The organism is Ensifer sp. LC11 (assembly GCF_001695835.1).
In the GTDB taxonomy this organism is placed as follows: Bacteria; Pseudomonadota; Alphaproteobacteria; order Rhizobiales; family Rhizobiaceae; genus Ensifer.
The window spans coordinates 48096-61878 of the sequence record NZ_MBSO01000028.1; the positions used below are offsets into that span (position 1 = coordinate 48096).

At 61.0% G+C, this 13783-nt stretch carries 16 protein-coding genes and 2 pseudogenes; 17 read left to right on the plus strand and 1 reads right to left on the minus strand.

Annotated elements, in window-relative coordinates:
- Positions 1 to 19: 19 nt before the first annotated feature.
- The 8 genes and pseudogenes from BBX50_RS19800 to BBX50_RS19835 all read left to right on the plus strand — a co-directional run bounded on the left by BBX50_RS19800 (position 20) and on the right by BBX50_RS19835 (position 4816).
- Positions 20 to 298, plus strand: a complete 279-nt coding sequence (locus BBX50_RS19800; protein WP_065777036.1) for a hypothetical protein — start codon at positions 20 to 22, stop codon at positions 296 to 298.
- Positions 295 to 951 carry a hypothetical protein gene (locus tag BBX50_RS19805; protein WP_065777037.1) on the plus strand — a complete coding sequence of 219 codons (657 nt, stop codon included), beginning with the start codon at positions 295 to 297 and terminating at the stop codon, positions 949 to 951. The genes BBX50_RS19800 and BBX50_RS19805 overlap by 4 nt, the downstream gene beginning before the upstream one ends.
- Position 952: 1 nt before the next feature.
- Entirely contained in the window at positions 953 to 1351 is a 399-nt protein-coding gene (locus BBX50_RS19810; RefSeq protein ID WP_065777038.1) for a DUF6258 family protein, read from the plus strand.
- A gap of 399 nt (positions 1352 to 1750) precedes the next feature.
- A complete protein-coding gene (locus tag BBX50_RS30845) occupies positions 1751 to 1840 on the plus strand; it encodes a DUF6258 family protein (protein ID WP_244513204.1) in 90 nt (29 codons plus the stop codon).
- Between the two features lie 428 nt (positions 1841 to 2268).
- Entirely contained in the window at positions 2269 to 2583 is a 315-nt protein-coding gene (locus BBX50_RS29990; protein WP_139108531.1) for a hypothetical protein, read from the plus strand.
- Positions 2584 to 2617: 34 nt separating this feature from the next.
- Positions 2618 to 2987, plus strand: a pseudogene (locus BBX50_RS29995) (hypothetical protein); the annotation flags it as partial.
- A gap of 277 nt (positions 2988 to 3264) precedes the next feature.
- On the plus strand, positions 3265 to 4419 hold the full coding sequence (locus BBX50_RS19830; RefSeq protein ID WP_065777042.1) for an amidohydrolase: 1155 nt from the start codon (positions 3265 to 3267) through the stop codon (positions 4417 to 4419).
- Between the two features lie 115 nt (positions 4420 to 4534).
- Positions 4535 to 4816, plus strand: coding sequence for a hypothetical protein (locus BBX50_RS19835; protein ID WP_065777043.1), 282 nt, complete (start codon positions 4535 to 4537; stop codon positions 4814 to 4816).
- A gap of 32 nt (positions 4817 to 4848) precedes the next feature.
- On the opposite strand, the gene BBX50_RS19840 is transcribed toward BBX50_RS19835, so the two are convergent.
- A complete protein-coding gene (locus BBX50_RS19840) occupies positions 4849 to 5055 on the minus strand; it encodes a hypothetical protein (protein WP_065777044.1) in 207 nt (68 codons plus the stop codon).
- 686 nt (positions 5056 to 5741) lie between these two features.
- On the opposite strand from BBX50_RS19840, the gene BBX50_RS19845 reads away from it, so the two are divergent.
- From BBX50_RS19845 to BBX50_RS30545, 9 genes and pseudogenes are all read left to right on the plus strand, one after another.
- Positions 5742 to 5978: a hypothetical protein gene (locus tag BBX50_RS19845; RefSeq protein ID WP_065777045.1), complete on the plus strand. Its 237-nt coding sequence runs from the start codon at positions 5742 to 5744 to the stop codon at positions 5976 to 5978.
- A gap of 81 nt (positions 5979 to 6059) precedes the next feature.
- A complete protein-coding gene (locus BBX50_RS19850) occupies positions 6060 to 7010 on the plus strand; it encodes a hypothetical protein (RefSeq protein WP_065777046.1) in 951 nt (316 codons plus the stop codon).
- Positions 7011 to 7185: 175 nt separating this feature from the next.
- Positions 7186 to 8181, plus strand: coding sequence for a DUF5309 domain-containing protein (locus BBX50_RS19855; protein ID WP_065777047.1), 996 nt, complete (start codon positions 7186 to 7188; stop codon positions 8179 to 8181).
- A gap of 133 nt (positions 8182 to 8314) precedes the next feature.
- Positions 8315 to 9130, plus strand: a complete 816-nt coding sequence (locus BBX50_RS19860; protein ID WP_139108532.1) for a phage tail tip lysozyme — start codon at positions 8315 to 8317, stop codon at positions 9128 to 9130.
- A 302-nt stretch (positions 9131 to 9432) separates the two neighbouring features.
- Positions 9433 to 11082 (plus strand): hypothetical protein, encoded by a 1650-nt coding sequence (locus tag BBX50_RS19865; RefSeq protein WP_139108533.1) that lies wholly within the window; start codon positions 9433 to 9435, stop codon positions 11080 to 11082.
- 56 nt (positions 11083 to 11138) lie between these two features.
- Positions 11139 to 11679: pseudogene (locus BBX50_RS19870) on the plus strand (DUF5309 family protein); the annotation flags it as partial.
- Between the two features lie 120 nt (positions 11680 to 11799).
- Positions 11800 to 12390 carry a DUF2778 domain-containing protein gene (locus BBX50_RS19875; RefSeq protein ID WP_065792104.1) on the plus strand — a complete coding sequence of 197 codons (591 nt, stop codon included), beginning with the start codon at positions 11800 to 11802 and terminating at the stop codon, positions 12388 to 12390.
- Between the two features lie 216 nt (positions 12391 to 12606).
- On the plus strand, positions 12607 to 13278 hold the full coding sequence (locus BBX50_RS19880; RefSeq protein WP_065777051.1) for a hypothetical protein: 672 nt from the start codon (positions 12607 to 12609) through the stop codon (positions 13276 to 13278).
- A 248-nt stretch (positions 13279 to 13526) separates the two neighbouring features.
- A complete protein-coding gene (locus BBX50_RS30545) occupies positions 13527 to 13781 on the plus strand; it encodes a hypothetical protein (RefSeq protein WP_162493760.1) in 255 nt (84 codons plus the stop codon).
- Positions 13782 to 13783: the final 2 nt, after the last annotated feature.

The window sequence follows — 13783 nt, forward strand, 5'->3', positions numbered from 1 at the left end:
GGAGGACATCCAGAAGCGGATGCAGGCAGCCCAGCCGCAGCAACAGCCCGATGTGGGCATGCAGCGGCTGCAGATGGAAGCGCAGCTTGCCACCGAAAAGGCGCGCATGGAGAGCGAGACGGCGCGGCGGAAGCTCGAGATGGAACGCGAGCTGAAGCTTGCGGAGATCCAGCAGAACGGCGCGCTGAAGCGCTACCAGATCGATGCCGAACTGAACCTCAAACGAGAGCAGAACCTGGCCGAAATGGCCGGTGGCACGGCGCTGACGACAGCGCATATTGGAGGGATGCCGGGATGAGACGCATCAGCGACTATGACGACTTCTACGAAGCGCCGATCGGACTTGGTGGCGCGCTGGAGCTTCGCGATTTCGGCGAGGAGGCGAGCAGTTGGGGGGGCAAATCGGGGCCAGCGCGCCGGGGCGGAGCAGAATATGCCCAGGCTCGGCCGCCGACGCGGCGCGGGCTCCCGGCGAGAAGCCCCGCTCAGGAGGTGATCGCGGACCAAATCGTGCGGCTGGAGCAGGCGATACGTCGCTTCAATCCCAATGAGGCGTTTCTGAACCCTCCAGGAGGCTCTCATTCGCCACAGACCCTGCAGGCTTTGCAACGGCGGCTGGACGAGCTTCAAAGAGCTACCGTTTATGACCGCAATACCGGTTGGCCCGTCCAGCGTTTCATCGGCGACGGACTAGGCAACAACATGATCGAGCCGTTGGGAGGCAGCACAGTGCCGGGGAAAAGCCCGGTTGATACTCACACGCGCTACCCCAATGGATCGAACTATCAAAGATTGAATCCCGAGGGACACGGTGCCAGAAAGACGCCGCACGGGCATGGGCACCTTGAGGGCGCCGGTCCAGGTAAGTCCGGACAGGGAGCGTCGATTGATGTTTGGGGCAATGTGGTGCCATACAATAGCCCCGATGCCCATTGGTCATTGAGGAAATGAAATGAAACCCGACGATTTCTTGAACTCGATTTATCTCGGCGATCGTGCATGCAAGGCCATCTTGCTAGACGGATGGCAGAAAGAGGTGAAGATCCAGATTGATGCCATATCGCGGGTCCGTGGCGAGGCCTGGGATTTCTACTCTGCCGAGGATGTAGTGGATGGCTTCCTGGTGTTCGAGGGTGTTGATCACGTATCCTTCGATCCGCCCGGCAACATGCCAAATGATGATTTCGGAGACATCGAGTTTCTGGGGTTCGAAAGCGGCCGGTTCACTGTGGTGCTCGATATGGGTTTCTGTGACGAGGCTGGGACGTATAGTTCGGTGAAAGCAACCATTCGGGCGAAAGCTGTAGCGATTGAGAAGCCGGGCGAGGAAAACGCGCGGATCAGAGAGTAGGTGGTCTTACAAAATGCGGCGGGGGATTTCTCTCGTGTACTTCGGCGCTTGCTGTGCAAGAAAAACCGCTTGGGTTGCAACGGCGGCTGGACGAGCTTCAAAGAGCTTCCGTTTATGACCGCAACGCCGGTTGGCCCGTCCAGCGTTTCATCGGCGACGGGCTAGGCAACAACATGATCGAGCCGTTGGGAGGCAGCACCGTCCCAGGGAAAAATCCAGTTGACAGGCATACGCTCTATCCGAACGGATCAAACTATCAGAGACTGAATCCGGAGGGGCATGGTCCTAGAAAAACACCGCACGCGCATCGCCATCTCGAGGGAGGGTCCCTCGCTCGATGTCCTCGGGAACATCGTGACCTGGCAGTCCTGATGCACATTGGCCGATGAGATAAAAATGATGAAACCGGATGAGTTCTTGAGCAGCATTTACTTGGATGACCGCGCCTGTAAGGCAGTCGTCCTTGACGGCTGGATGCAGCGTGCTTGACATTCCATAGCAACATAGGAGTATATTCCTCATCGCTTGGATTGGCCGGGAGGGTGTATAGAGTGAAGCAGCCGGCGCCTTCAGCGAATGGTGAGAGTTCGGCCGTTGGCCATCGTCCCCCGCGCAGGGACTCTGTCGTGATCGAGGACGGCCCCCACAATCCCTGGCCAAAGTGGGCTTGGAAACCGGAGAGAAGCAAGGAGATCGCGTCCTTCATGCGCCAGTGTGCTGCGCTTCAGGAGGTCGATCCTGAGGGGGATGAACGTTGGCACGCCCAATCCGAGCATTTTGCATCGTGGCGCACCGCATTTGAGCGCCAGGAACGATGGTGGGACGCGGACCTGCGGCTTCGTGACAAGATGTACGCGCGAAGGCCCGCTATCGGGGAGGGGGGCGCTCCCAGATGGGACAGGTGGTTACGTCTCGGCATGAAGCTCGACGAGGCAACGCGTGGTCAGTATTGGCTCTGCCGTATAAAGGCGGAGTTGGCGCGGGCGGAATTGCGCGCCACCGATCCTGACGCGAGCGACCGGGAGGCGGCGCGCATTTGGCTTGCACAATGCCAATGGTTTGAAAAGTTCCTCACCGAATGCTGGAGCGCAGAATGCGAACGGGCCGAGCTTGAAGGAGGGGATAGCCGCAGACAGCCGGATAGCTCCGATCTTCGTCGGTGGAATGCAGAACGGCGGCTGCAAAGAATAATGGAGCTGCGCTGGCGCAATCCGAAAAATAAGCAGCAATAGAGCACGGTGGGGATTGGCTCAAGTCGCTCGACGCCAGGAGCCGATCATCTTGCAGGGAGGGTGATCCAGAACCCGAATTCGGCCAGCCGATCCGCGTTGGCTAGGGCGTCGATGCGCGGTGCCGTCGGTTATACGGCAGTGCCGTTTGCCGCGCGCGAATCCTTCTCCATGCTCGGCTATCCGCTTTTTGAGATGCGCAATCTCGAACGAAAAACCGCTCCACACTTTTCCTGAAATTGCTTCGGGAGGCGACCGACCGCACCGGCATTTCGGACGCTTCGAGCGGCCTGGCGCCCGACGCGCTGCAGAACATGACGGCGAAGGCGAGCGCACGCGTCGAACAGGCGGGCATCGGCCAGACGGAGCTGATGGTGCGCACCTTTGCGCAAGGGCTGCGGCGGGTAAATTATACAATTCAATGGCCTGGGGGCAGCTGCGATCTTGGGTGAGCGGGCTTCCGGCACGGATGAACACGTTCCTGCACAGCCATCGCGTGAACGTGGCTGGTATTGAAGCTTTCGCTTGCAGTCTTTATCTGTTCATGAAATGTTCTGGCGGGGCAAGGCGATCGCGTTCGCTAGACCCTGGCCCTTCGGCCTGAGAGAAGCGAGACGGCGCGATTGGCGGCACCCTCCGAGACCTGCTAAGAGCAAGGAAACTGGATAGCGGAGGGGGCACCGAATGTTTCTGATCGACCGTGAACTGGAGGCGCTCACAGCCTTTCGGCGCGACCTGCACCGTAGGCCGGAGGTTTCGGGCGAGGAGCGGCAGACGGCGGAAACGATCGTTGCGGCCCTGGCGGAGACGAAGCCCGATGCGGTGATGACGGGTCTTGGCGGGCATGGGGTGGCGGCAATCTTTGAGGGCAGAGAGCCGGGGCCGACGGTGATGGTGCGGGCCGAGCTTGACGGGCTGCCGATCGAGGAGATTTCTCAGATCGCGCACCGCTCTGAGATCGATGGCCGCGGGCATCTCTGCGGCCATGACGGGCACATGACCATCCTGATGGCGCTGGCCAAGGGGCTCGGGCGCGAGCGGCCGGTAAAGGGCCGTGCGATCCTGATGTTCCAGCCGGCGGAGGAAAACGGTGCGGGTGCCGCGGCCGTTCTTGCCGATCCGAAATTTGCCGACATCAAGCCGGATCTCGTCTTCTCGCTGCACAATTTTCCCGGCATCGGGTTCGGCCATGCCGCGCTTCGCTCCGGGCCGGTCAATTGCGCCTCGCGCGGAATGCGGATTTCGCTTTCCGGCAAGACGGCGCATGCCTCGACGCCCGAGGACGGCATCGCGCCGACCTTCGCCGTTGCCGCGCTGCTCTCCGGGCTGACGGCGCTCGGCAACAACGGGCCGCTCGACGAGAATTATACGCTTGTAACGGTGACACATGCCCGCCTCGGCGAGGCGGCCTTCGGCATCAGCCCGGGCTATGCCGAGATCTGGGCGACGCTGCGGACGCTGACCGATGAGCGCATGGCCGATCTCGTTGCCCGCGCCGAGGCGTTGGTTGCCGAGCAGGCGGGTGCCGCGGGGCTGAAGGTCGCGATCGGCTATGAGGACGTGTTCCACCAGTGCAGCAATGCCCAAGTCGCCGTGACCGCGCTCGAGCGCGCCATGGACGAGGAGGGCATCAGCCATGACAAGGGCGAGGGCGTGCTGCCGATGAAGGGATCGGAAGATTTCGGCCTCTTCGGCCGGGTGGCGCCCTCGGCGATGTTTTTCCTCGGGGCCGGCGAAAACCACGCGCGGCTGCACAATCCGGACTATGACTTTCCCGACGACCTGATCGGCATCGGCGCGCGCGTCTTCATGCGGGCGATCCGCAACGAGCTGGGGTGAGGGCGGGTCGCCGCTTGCGCTGCGGCCGCTGTGACGGCACTCTTTGAAATTGTGCAGTTCTGGACGGAGAACCGTTTCACGTCTCCTCCGGTACTGCCTCTTGAGGGAGCAGGGGATGAGGCATTTTAGCTTTCGTGTCGCGCTTTGCCTGGCGATGGCGATGGCGGAACTGGCGACCGCTCACGCGGCGGATAAGCCCGGTGCCGATGCCGTTCCCGAACCGAGACAGACCGCGAATGCCAGCCTTGAGAATTTCATGAAGGCCAATCCGGACTGCCTGGAATTCACCGACCAATGCTCGCACTGCGCGGTCGTCAACGGCGTTGCCGAATGCTCGACGGCGGAAATCGCCTGCATCAAGCGGGAGAACCAGTGCACGAAGCGGGCGGGTAAATAGAGGCGTTGCCAATGAATGGGGCTCGGCGGGGGCTACTTCCGTTGCAAGGCTCTGCGAGCAAGCTTCAATACGGCATGCACCGCCAAGCCGACCGGTACTGCTATGAGTAGAATGAGCGCTAACTGGACCAGGAATGTCTGCTCCGGAAAAGCGTGCTCGACAAACCGGATGACCAGAAAGCCGAGTCCAAGGTCGACCACCAATTCGAGTAGCTCTGATTTCCTGGATTTTTCGCTCATTGGATTTTCCTGTTGAGGCGGCGCGGTCACGTGTGACATTTGCACGCTTGAGGCGAGCTGTCGATACGGGCGCGCGTGTCGATCTGAACGCAGACGCACGCCAAAATGGACGAGTCGAAAACCCAATGTCGATCCCCCACTGTGAGCTCGCAGTCCCTGCTGCGTGTTGCTCTGAAACACTACCGCGCCGATGCAGCACGCAATCCCTCAAAGAGAAATGGAACTCGGCACAATGGCCGAGGGAATGTCGCTGACTGCGACCCACATCGAAGGAATACCGGATGACTAGAACAAGCAAACGCCTCTATGACCCTTTTGCGCAGTATCCGACGGCGGCGGATGGTTGGGCCGAACGCTCCTCAAAAGGTTCGGAAAGGGCGGCGAGCTTGTAGGGGCTGCTGGTGGGCAATATCTGGGTGAGAAGGTTGGAGCCGGACTCGGGGCGATTGTAAGGGATCCGAACCCGGCTGCAGTTGCAGCGGGCGTCATGACACCAGCAGAGCGGCGGGGCCTCTGACGCTGAAACAGCCGGGCACGCAGCATTTCGATTGGTAATCGCGAGCGCGAGCTAGAGTAGTGGATCGCTCCGTTACGCACAGCGGTAGCGTAGAACAAAAGCAGAATCAAGGCAGCGTTCGACGCTAAATTTCGGTCGAACCGACTGCTCTCCAACCGAGGTCAACAGGATGAAACCAGAGGAACGGGCAGCGGCTGCACGCGCCATTCTCGACGTGCCCTATTTCGACGACATCATGAACGAGCTGGAATGGGCGGCGATCAATGGCTGCATCCATGCCGGCCTCACCGACGATCAGGGCCGAGCGGCCTATGCCGCCGAGACCCGCGCCATCCGAAACTTCCGGGCCAAGCTCAAGTTCCTGACGGAACAAGCCAAGGCTGACGGCAAGGGCGCACCCGCCTGACGGGCAAGCGCTTTCACTGGGCATTCCACCTCAGCGGCAACGACCGCAGCGGAATGCAACTCTTATCAAAAAGGTCACGCCATGACGAACGATAGTGCCAACCTGCCTTTTGGCGGGAGCAAAACCGTTGACCCCGCGACCGGGCTTGACGATGCCAATCTCGATTTCTGGGAGCCCGAAGACGAGGCCAACCCGGGACCGGGCGAGGGGATCGACGACGGCGCGCAAGACATCCGTGGCGAGGGCCACGACGACCCCAACCATCCCGGCGACGAGCCGAGCGATCCTGACGAGGACGCGGCGGCCAACGACGACGAGGACTTTCTGGTCGTGCTCAAGGGCGGCGAGGAAGTGCCGTTTTCCGAGCTGAAGCTCGGCTACATGCGCGACCGCGACTACCGCCACAAGACACAGGACATCGCCAATCGCGGCCGGGTACTGGAAGGCATGGCAAACCGCGTGGCGCAATCGGCCAACGCCTTTGCCAATCTCATCGCCAGCCAGATCCCGCCCGAGCCGCCGGAACATATGGCCGCACTCGACCCGGACGGCTATCGGCGGCAATGGGCGCTGCACCAGGCTGGGCTCGAGAGAATCGACGAGATCCTTTCGATAGCCGAGGCCCCGGCGACGGTGGTCGACGCGCTTTCTGAGGCCGCAAGCGACGAACAGCTCGCGGAAGAAAACGCCAAGCTGGTCGAAGCCTTTCCCGAAACGGCTGATGCGGAGGGGCGGCTTTCCTTCTTTGCCGGCGCCTTCGACGTGGCCGAGGCACTCGGCTTTTCGCAAGACGAGGTGCGCGAGGTCACCGACCATCGGCTTTTCAAGCTTGCCCACTATGCCCGCCTCGGCCTTGCCGCCGAGCAGGCAAAAAGGCGGGCGATGAGCAAGCTGAGCCAAGCACCGGCAACGGTGGCGCGGCCAAGGCCGGCCGGTAAGGCCGAGCAGTCGCTGGGCCGAAGCCGGGAGGCGATGAAGCGGCTTTCGAAAAGCGGCTCCATCCGCGACGCGATGGGCGTCGACTTCGACTGACCGCGGCGGGCGGCCGCAGACGGCTCATCACAAACAGAGTCCGGAAAGCCTTCTATCTGTTTGTTTTCGCTGAATTCCGTTCCGCACCCGCGCCACCCAACCAAAACTGATCTCGCAGCGTACGCGCCGTCTGGCGCGGGCGCCTTCGAACATCCCAACAATCAAGGACACTATCATGGCTGTCGTAGCAAACACCTTCACGACCTCGCAGGCCGTGGGCAACCGCGAGGACCTTTCCGACGTCGTTTCCCGCGTCACGCCCGAGGATACGCCGATCTATTCGCTGATCGAAAAGGGCAAGTGCAACACGCACCACCCGGAATGGGAGACGGACGAACTGGCCGCCCCCGGCGAAAACATCCGCCAGGAAGGCGACGAATACACTTTCGGCGCCATCATCGCGCCGACCAGGCTTGGCAACTACACCCAGATCCTGCGCAAGGACTGGATCATCTCCGCGACCCAGGAGGTGGTGGCCGAAGCCGGCAACGTGCAGAAGCGCAAGTACCAGAAGCTGAAGAAGGGCGTGGAGATCCGCAAGGACCTGGAATATGCGATCGCCGACACCAATGCTTCGGTCTCGGGTGCCACCCGCGAGTTCGGCTCGCTGCCGACGTGGCTCACGACCAACGTTTCGCGCGGGGCAGGCGGCGCCAATGGCGGCTACAACCCGACGACCGGGCTGACCGTGGCGCCGACCGACGGCACGCAGCGCCCCTTCACCAAGGCGATCCTCGACCAGGTGATGCAGACGGGCTACCAGAACGGCGCCAACTTCCGCCACGTCTCGGTTTCGCCTTACGTGAAATCGGTCTTCGTCACCTTCATGTCCGACGCCAATGTGGCGCCGTTCCGCTACGCCGTCTCGCAAGGCGGCGAGCGCAACACGATCGTGGCGACCGCCGACTACTACGAAGGCCCGTTCGGTACGGTCATGATCCACCCGAACCGGGTGCAGGCGGGCAACGCCAAGCTCGCGCGCAATGCCTACTTCCTCGACACCGACATGCTTTCCTTCCTCTGGCTGCGCCAGATCCAGGAAGACAAGGCGGTCGCCAAGACCGGCGACGCCGACAAGGGCGTGATCATCGGCGAGGGCACGCTAAAGGTGCACAACGAAAAGGGCCTCGGCGTCGCGGCTGATCTGTTCGGGCTGAGTGCGGCGAGCTGATTGCGGCTGGAGCCGGACCGCGGCGCTGGTGGCTTGAGCGGCTTCAAGGAGCCGCTCTCGCTCGTCAGCGGTCCGCGTGGCGGCGCTTGTAAGTAACGCGCACAGAACGAAACAGACCCAAGAGAGGTGCAATGTGGCCAAACAAGACAAACCGCTGAACTCGATGGGGCTTCCCGTCAGAATTCAGTCCGTTCGAGAGGCTATCAAGTATTTTGACGAAAACCCGGTGTTGACGAACAGCACGCCGATTGCGGACGCGAAGGCGCCGCGCGGCGAGGGGGCTCAATTCCGCCACCCTCAGCCGAGCGAACTCATGAGCGGGGACTTCCGCAAGGCGCCGATGCACTTTCGCGGCACGCTGACGGATACTACCCGGTTCACCAAGGAACCCCAGGTGCCTGCTGACCGCCTCAATGCAATTACGCCGCATGACAAGCTTTCGGACAACATCGCGTTGCGTCTGAAGCGAGATCTGCAACGGGATCTGATGATGACCGAACAGGACGCTGCCGCCTTCGTAGGAAATTTCGACCACGAAAGCGGCGGATTCGGACGCGTGTTCGGCAATTTGTGGCAAAATGGCCGGGTAAACGGAAATGCTTATGGCTATCCGCAATGGGACGATCGCAGGGAAGCTTTCTTCAACTGGGCGAAAGAGCGCGGGCTGCCGCCCGAATCCTATGAGGCAAATTATGGCTTCATAAAGCACGAGCTCCTCAATGGTGAGCGAGGTGTGCGGGAGCCGTTGTCGACTGCCAAGGATATCGACGACGCTACATACGTCGTCGCCGAGAAATACGAGCGTCCCAACCCCGCCAAGATGAAGCTTGGTGAACGTCAAGCGCTAGCGCGGCGAGCGCTGCAGCTTCCGGATTACTCTGTCGAGACACCCGTTCCCCCTGCCAATCCGATGCGCAATCCTATCTCAGATCCACCCTGGCGGCGCTAGGCGGCATCAAAGGCGTGGCGGTGGCCGAAGGATACCCGTGTGGTCGTTCACACGAGTCCGTTGCCATCGCCGAGTTCGTCACGGCACGAACGGCGATAGCTGTGGTTGATTGTGCCGGGCTAGAGATGCGATTTCTTCTCAACGATCTCTTGTGCTCGTTCTCTTAATGTTCTACAAATTTTGCGAGTGAACAAAGGGGTGAGCGTACCGGTCGAATTCGTCGGTGCGCTGAGTATTGACCCCGGCATGCATTCTCAATTTTCCATTCATTAGAGACGTCCGGCGTTGGCCTTGGAGGGATCGTGTTCAGGTGGTGCGTGTCGGCCCTGGCGGCCTTGTTTGTCTTGAGTTCGGCGATCCCGGCGGCATCTTCGCAAGCGTCATCCGCCAGTGCAAAGCAGGTGTTTGGCGCGTTCCTCGCCTGCAAGGCGGACATCTTTTCGCTTCTCGGCAGTGACAGGGCGGATTTTGGCGCAGCAGTGATCGGGCCCTACGATTGGAGCATTTCGGACGGCGTCACAGGGCAAACGATCGCGTTTGCGGCGCCTGTCGACGTCGGTGGCCTGCCGCTCACCGGTTATGTCCAGTTTGAGGCCGTCGGCATTGCTGTTCCGCACTTCGCATGGGGTTTTGAGGTCGAACGGCGCGTATCTGACGTCGCCAAGGCGATCGAGGGAATGCTTCCCGGTGCCAGGTTCGTGGCCCAGGATGGTGGTGCGCTCGAGTTGAAGCTCGATGCCCAATCGGTTCCACAGGGCGACGCATCGGTCGCGCCGGAGGACAGTTACAGAAAAATCGTCGTTCACCAGGCGAACAGCCCTTTACGATCCCTCGTAATGTGTGACGCGTCCAAGGATCGAATGGCGGAATTGGCGATCGATGAGGAGACTGGCAGGAGGCGCCTCCCGGCAGCGGAAGATCTGTTTCCGTCGGTGAGGCGGCCAGCCGTCAAGACCAACCACATTCTTGACGCGTTCGTCGCCTGCAAGCCCTCTTTCTTCGAGGTGTTGAAGGCTGAAAGACGCATCTTTCCGCGCGTCCGGATCGAGCCTTGGGAGAGCCCGGACAATGCGCCTCACATTCCCGAAGCGGAGAACACCTACAACGAAACCGTGACATTCGAACACCCGGTCGAGATTGGTGGCCTCCGCATCGTCCGGTTCCTTCAACGAAAGACGGTTCAGTCTGGTGAACCGACGCGCTTTGCCTGGGCCTTTCAGGTCGCTCAAACGCCCGATGGAGTCGCTCGTGCTATCTCGGCTCAGTACGGTGTGAGATTTACGGATTACTGGAGTTTGGTTGACAAGGATGTCGGTGCCACGCCGGTTTCGCAGCACCTGACGTTGCGTTCCTACTTTGATCCCGATGAGCAGGCGACGGTGACCTGCGCACCCGACGAAGCCGAGACGAGGGACTTTCGCCTGCCGGAAGGAGCCGAGACCTTCGGCTGGGCCCCACTTGGGCCGCCACCGGTGAGCCGCGGCAACCGGCTGATCAATGCCTTGCTGCAATGCCGGTTGGATTTCTTCGAGGCGTTGGGCGAGGAAAGGAATGCCTTCGGCAAGGTGGCGTTTAAGGAGGCCGCCGGCCCATACCGCAGGGATGGAGACGCAGCGCGTGCGCCAATGCGCGTGGCGTTCGAAAAGCCGGTCTATGCCTCGGGCTTCATGCTGACCGGATACATTCAGCGGCGCGTGAATGTTGCAGGCGAGATGAAACTGAGATGGGGTTTTCAATCACCGCTCAATATGAGCAGAATCGAAAGCACTGCCGAGGGGCGCACAGGAAGCGTTCGTGTGGCCGGAAAGGGGTGGTTACTCGACCTGGAGACCGACGAAACCGGCTACACGCCGTCTCCGGATCTTGAGTTTGACGAGGGCTTCCTGGGCTGCACGACGCCGCTCGCATCAGGCATGGAACCGCCGAAATCCGGCGATCTCTTTCTCAAATAAGACACGGGAAGGGTGCCGTAGAACTGTAATAGACTCTTCGGCCAACGCCATTGCGCGTTTCGCGCGGGGCGGGCGGCGCCAATGGCGGCTACAACCCGACGACCGGGCTGACGGTGGCGCCGACCGACGGCACTTGAGCTTCCCTTCACCAAGGCGATCCTCGACCAGGTGATGCAGACGGGCTACCAGAACGGCGCCAACTTCCGCCACGTCTCGGTTTCGCCCTACGTGAAATCGGTCTTCGTCACCTTCATGTCCGACGCCAACGTGGCGCCATTCCGCTACGCCGTCTCGCAAGGCGGCGAGCGCAACACGATCGTGGCGACCGCCGACTACTATGAAGGCCCGTTCGGCACCGTGATGATCCACCCAAACCGGGTGCAGGCGGGCAATGCCAAGCTCGCGCGCAACGCCTATTTCCTCGACACCGACATGCTTTCCTTCCTCTGGCTGCGCCAGATCCAAGAAGACAAGGCGGTGGCCAAGACCGGCGACGCCGACAAGGGCGTGATCATCGGCGAGGGCACGCTGGAGGTGCACAACGAAAAGGGTCTCGGCGTTGCGGCCGACCTGTTCGGGCTGAGTGCGGCGAGCTGATTCTTCGCAGAGAAGCACGGTGGCGTCATCAACCTCGCTTACGGGCGAGGGTGATGACCACCGTTTAGGAAGCGGATGACACTACTGATAATCTCACAGTCTAGAAGAAGGGATAATACGTTGGATCAAAGCAACAGTGGCAAAAAAATCAAACTTCACTTCGATGGCAAGCGGCTGAACGCTACCGAGAACGGGCGCTACGCCGGGGGGTGGGATGGGGTAGCCGGCAGGCCGGGCAAGCAGGGGCCAGAGAACCAGAAGCGGACCAACGTAGGCCCCATCCCCGAAGGCGTTTATGACGTGGAACAGTTGCAGTATCCCCCGCAGGACAGTTGGGAGCGTTTCGAGAGTTGGATGGGCGAGGGGGAATGGCCAGGCTTGGAGAAGACCTGGGACAATTCGAGAGCGTTTCTGAAGAAAAAATCGATCGCCGATCCAGCGACTGCGCATCGAAACGGCTTTTCGATCCATGGCGGCAAGGATCCGGGGTCGAACGGCTGCATCGATCTGACAAGCGGGATGGACGGATTCGCGGACTTCTATCGCAACACTGGGCAATCGGCGGAGTTGAACGTGTCCTATCCCGAATACGACCCCGACAAACAGGAGGATGGAAAGGCGGCCTCCGAGACGGGCGGCCGCTGGGAGCCCGATGGCGCGAGCAGCCGGCGCAGTTTCTCACTGCGAGACGCGCTCCGCTTCTGGGAGTGATGTCTTGGGAGGGGCGCAGATCCGGCCAGAGCATATGTCGCAACGCGGCTGCACGCGGGGAAATTCCCCTTGCAAACGTTCCTGAAATGTTCTACCTGTTATGCGAGTACGATCGCCGATCATAATCGCACTGGTAGCACACGGCGGGTGCGCTGATGATGACCCCATGCACGGGTTCGGCGGCCAGATGTGGCGGCGTGAGCCCAGGGAGGATGCTTGTTCAAAGGTGTGGTTAAGGCGCTCTCGGCGCTGTGGATCGTCGGTTTTTGGTCACCCGTTCACGCGGGGGCGGAGCGCGCGGTCGAAGCGCTGTTTGCCTGCGACATCGGTTTCTTCGAGGTTTTCGCGAGCGAACGAGCGGCGTTTAGCCCTCGGGAAGTCAGGATCAGCTATCTTTCGGAGCAGCGTATCGAGATCGTCAAATTCGATCCGCCGGTGGAGGCGCTTGGCCTTCGCCTTACCGGCTACCGGCAGCAGACAGGCTTTTACTATGGCGCGCGGCCGACCTCTTTTGAATGGGGGTTTCAGGTTGATGAAACGCCTGCGGGCGCTGCGCTCGCCCTTCGGGACCATTTCCCCGAAGGCTTTGAAGGCGGCGATGAGAGTCTGATGGCATTAAAGTTCCCGCCGGTAACCCACAGAAGCTTCTCTGTTTCCAAGCCGAGGCTGGCCGGGGAAACCGGCGCCGATTTGCACTGCTCTGTATCGCGAGAGAACCTCGACAACATCTGGGCGCTGCCGGATGTCGTCAACCAGTTTTCCGAGGAATGGGACACCAAGGGCCGATGGTGGGTGCGGATCATCGACTGGTTTCTCGTTAGAGGACGCGAGATTCGAGATCTTGTCGCTGCTACCGACCTGACGCGAAACAGGCACCACTTCGGCTGAAGTCTGGCGAACTGATTGGCGGGCGCGATGTGTCTGGCGGGCGTTTTATCCATCCTTTGTTGTTTCGGTACCGCGCAAAAGAGAAGGCGTCGTGAAGAAGTGGCTAATTGGTCTACACCGCTGTCGCCCCGGATTTCAGGCGAGAAGTGGGCAGAATCAGCTTGCCAAGGTTCTGCGGTTGCGCACTGGCGCAGAGCCGGTCGAAGGTGGTCGCTGGGGGCTCGGTCTGACGACCGAGGATACGGGCTGTGCGCCGGGGCTTTCAATCACCGGACGACATGCGCAGGATCGAACGCACCGCCGAAGGGCGCACAGGAAGCGTTCGTGTGTCCGCCAAGGGGTGGTTGTTCGACTTGGAGACCGACGAGACCGGCTACACGCCTTCTCCGAATCTCGAGTTTGACGAGGGCTTCCTGGGGTGCACGACGCCGCTCGCCTCAGGCAAGGCACCGCCGAAATCCGACAACCTTTTTCTAAAAGAGGACACGGGAAGGGTGCCGTAGAA